A 3,189-nucleotide genomic window follows, 5' to 3' on the forward strand; every position below is an offset into this window, starting at 1 on the left:
GGCGCGGTGGGGCGGTGGCGAACGCGGCCCAGGCGGCCGGGGGGGAAGAGCAGCACCGGGCCGGCCGGGTCCTTCGAGTCGCGGACCGCGACCAGGTCCGGCACGGTCGCCAGCTCCACGCAGGCGCCCTGGTCCCCGCTGTATGTGCTCTTGCGCCAGCTGGCCGTCGCCAGCGCCGCGCTGATCGTCGGTGTCATGGTCCTACCGTCCCTTCAACAGTTGCAGGAGCTGGTCGCGGCTGTCCGTCGGGCTGAGCGCGACGGTCCGCAGGTGTTCCATGATCTTGGTGCAGGTACGCAGGTCGCCCGGCCGGTCGAGGACCATCTGCCCGGCGACCGTCTCCACCGAGGCGATGATCGGGTCCTCGGGGTCGGCGAACTCGAGGATGTGCAGCGAGCCGCGGGTGCCCCGGTGGTAGCCCGCCGCCAGCGGGATGACCTGCACCGTGACGTTGGGCAGCTCGGCCATCTTGAGCAGGTGGTGCAGCTGCCGCTCCATCACCGAGCGGTCACCGACCGGGCGCAGCAGCGCGCCCTCGTCGATGATCGCGTCGAAGATGGGTGGGTCGTCGGCGGTGATCCGCTGCTGCCGGTCCAGCCGGAGCTGCACCCGCTGCTCGACCTGGTCGTCGCCGAGGGTGTGCGGCCCGCCGCGCATCACGCCCCGGATGTAGTCGGCGGTCTGCAACAGGCCGGGCACCACGGAGGGCTCGAAGTTGGCGATGCCGGTCGCCTCCGCCTCCAGGGCGATGAAGTCGATGGTGCGTTTGTCCAGCAGGTGTGAGTACGGCACCCACCAGCCGGGCTTGCGGGTGTCCTTGGCCAGCTGCACCGCCGCCGCGATGTCGTCCGACCCGACGCCGTAGAGGCTGAGCAGCGCGCGCACGGTGGCCGGGCTGACCAGCGTCTGGGCGTTCTCGTAGCGGGACAGGGTGCTGCGGGTGCTGTTGATCTCGTCGGCGGCGGCCTCGAGGGTCAGGCCGGCGGCCTCGCGGTGGGTGCGCAGGGCGATGCCCAGCCGGCGGGCCCGGGCGGTCTTCGGAGCCATACGTCGATGGTGACATATCTTTCCGGGAACGTGTGCATGAGAGAACGTCGATGAGAGTTGCATTCACGCGTGTCCACCTGTCAATCTGTGATGGCGTCCTCACCAGCGGTTGTCGTGGCGACGGCGGTGGTGAGCGACCGGAGGGGATGGGGCGCGTGGCGATCGGGTTTACTCCCCCGTACCCGATCGCCACGTGCGCCCGCGACCGTCCACCGGGAGGACTTCGGGATGACCGTGACCGGACACCGGAGGGAGCGGCGATGACCCGCTTCCTCGTGGTGCTCACCGACGTCCGCCCCGTGGAGGGCGAGATCCGCGACGAGCGAAGGGCCCCCGAGCGGCGCCGCCAGGTGGTCGGCGCGAGCAGCCGCGAGGCCGCCGACCGGATCGCCGGGGCGTTCATGGCGCTGGGCATGGTGCGCGCCGGGCGGCAGCGGGTGAAGGTCATCGCCGTCGGCCGCCGGCACGGCGCCGTCAGCGTCGGAGGCGACTGAGCCGACTGAGTCGACTACGCTCCGTATCGGTACGGGTGACCGTTTGCGAGGGAGGTACGCGTCCTCGCGGGTATCACCATCGGCGCGCCGCCACCCACAGTAAGGTCGACCGGGTGAGCGCCGCTGGCGGCTCCGCAGTCGCGTACCGAGAGGTGACCCAGTGACCACCCCAGGCAAGACCCGCGTGGCGATCGTCTTCGGCGGCCGCAGCCCCGAGCACGGCATCTCCTGCGTCAGCGCCGGCAGCGTGCTCGGCGCGCTGGACCCGGACGAGTTCGAGGTGGTGCCGGTCGGCATCACCCGCCAGGGGCAGTGGGTGTTGGCCAGCGGTGACCCGGCCCGGCTCGCCATCAGCGACCGCAAGCTGCCGGAGATCACCGCCGGCTCCGGTGCCGAGGTGGTGCTCCGTGCCGACCCGACCGCGGGTGGCCTGATGGTGCTCGACCCGACCGAGGGTCCCCGGGCGCTCGCCGACGTGGACGTGGTCTTCCCGGTGCTGCACGGCGCGTACGGCGAGGACGGCACCATCCAGGGCATGCTGGAGATGGCCGACATCCCGTACGTCGGGGCGAACGTCTTCGCCTCCGCCGCCGCGATGGACAAGGAGTTCACCAAGAAGCTCTGCGCCGCCGAGGGCATCCCGGTCGGCCCGTACGCGGTGCTGCGCAACGGGATGACGCTCAGCGAGCAGGACAAGCAGCGGCTCGGCCTGCCGGTCTTCGTCAAGCCGTCCCGGGCCGGCTCGTCGTTCGGCATCACCAAGGTCGACGACTGGGCGCAGCTCGACGCGGCGGTCGCCACCGCCCGCGAGATCGACACCAAGGTGCTGGTCGAGGGTGCGATCGTCGGCCGGGAGATCGAGTGCGGCGTGCTGGAGGGCGAGGCCGGCGGCGCGCCCGAGGCGTCCGTGCTGGCCGAGGTGCGGGTGGTCTCCGGCCACGACTGGTACGACTTCGAGGCCAAGTACATCGACGACGCCTGCGAGTACGACATCCCCGCCGGGCTGCCGGACGAGGTGACCCGGCAGGTGCGCGAGTGCGCCACCCGGGCCTTCACCGCGCTGGACTGCTCCGGCCTGGCCCGGGTCGACTTCTTCGTCACCCCGGAGCTGGACGTCTACCTCAACGAGATCAACACGATGCCGGGCTTCACTCCGACGTCGATGTTCCCCCGGATGTGGGCGGCCTCCGGCCTGGAGTACCCCAAGCTGGTCAACCGCCTCATCCGCACCGCCCTGCACCGCGACGCCGGCTCCCGCTGACCCGCGCACGCCCGGGTCAAGATCCGCCCTCGTACACGGAAAGAGTGGCCATCCGCGCCCGGATGGCCACTCTTTCGCAGAACGTGCACCCGAGTCCGGCGTGGGCCCGGGGCGCGCGGGGAGGGGCGGGGGGTCAGCCGGTGCAGCCGGCGGGGGTGTCGCCGGCGGAGGGGACCGAGGCGACCACGGCGTCGGCGAGCGGGGCGATCCACTGCAACGGCTGCTCGTACGTGCGGGGGACGGTCACCCGGACCGCGGTCTCCCGGTCGACGGTGGTCAGCACGGTCGCGTCGGCCTCCTCGGCCGCGTACCAGCAGACCTTGTTGATCCGCCAGACGTCGCCGGTGGCCGGGACGGCCGGCTCGGCGCCGCCGCAGGCCACGGTGA

At 71.9% G+C, this 3,189-nt stretch carries 3 protein-coding genes and 2 pseudogenes; 2 read left to right on the top strand and 3 right to left on the bottom strand.

The features are described from left to right. Positions 1 to 197: pseudogene (locus tag JNW89_RS32360) on the bottom strand (DUF397 domain-containing protein); the annotation flags it as partial. A gap of 4 nt (positions 198 to 201) precedes the next feature. Continuing rightward, complete coding sequence (locus JNW89_RS32365) at positions 202 to 1,047, bottom strand: helix-turn-helix transcriptional regulator (RefSeq protein ID WP_154943380.1); 846 nt, start codon at positions 1,045 to 1,047, stop codon at positions 202 to 204. Between the two features lie 260 nt (positions 1,048 to 1,307). Here JNW89_RS32365 and JNW89_RS32370 point away from each other — a divergent pair, with 260 nt between their 5' ends. Together JNW89_RS32370 and JNW89_RS32375 are read left to right on the top strand one after the other, a co-directional pair. Continuing rightward, positions 1,308 to 1,541 carry a hypothetical protein gene (locus tag JNW89_RS32370; protein WP_238451948.1) on the top strand — a complete coding sequence of 78 codons (234 nt, stop codon included), beginning with the start codon at positions 1,308 to 1,310 and terminating at the stop codon, positions 1,539 to 1,541. 160 nt (positions 1,542 to 1,701) lie between these two features. After that, positions 1,702 to 2,802 (top strand): D-alanine--D-alanine ligase family protein, encoded by a 1,101-nt coding sequence (locus JNW89_RS32375; RefSeq protein ID WP_238451949.1) that lies wholly within the window; start codon positions 1,702 to 1,704, stop codon positions 2,800 to 2,802. A 133-nt stretch (positions 2,803 to 2,935) separates the two neighbouring features. Here JNW89_RS32375 and JNW89_RS32380 read toward each other — a convergent pair. Beyond that, a pseudogene (locus JNW89_RS32380) lies at positions 2,936 to 3,189 on the bottom strand (DUF3515 family protein); the annotation flags it as partial.

The sequence above is a fragment of the Micromonospora sp. 4G55 genome (genome assembly GCF_016803375.1).

Excerpts from the sequence above, each read along its gene's own strand:
- JNW89_RS32365 (WP_154943380.1), bottom strand. The coding sequence starts at position 1,047 with ATGGCTCCGAAGACCGCCCGGGCCCGCCGGCTGGGCATCGCCCTGCGC.
- JNW89_RS32370 (WP_238451948.1), top strand. The coding sequence starts at position 1,308 with ATGACCCGCTTCCTCGTGGTGCTCACCGACGTCCGCCCCGTGGAGGGC.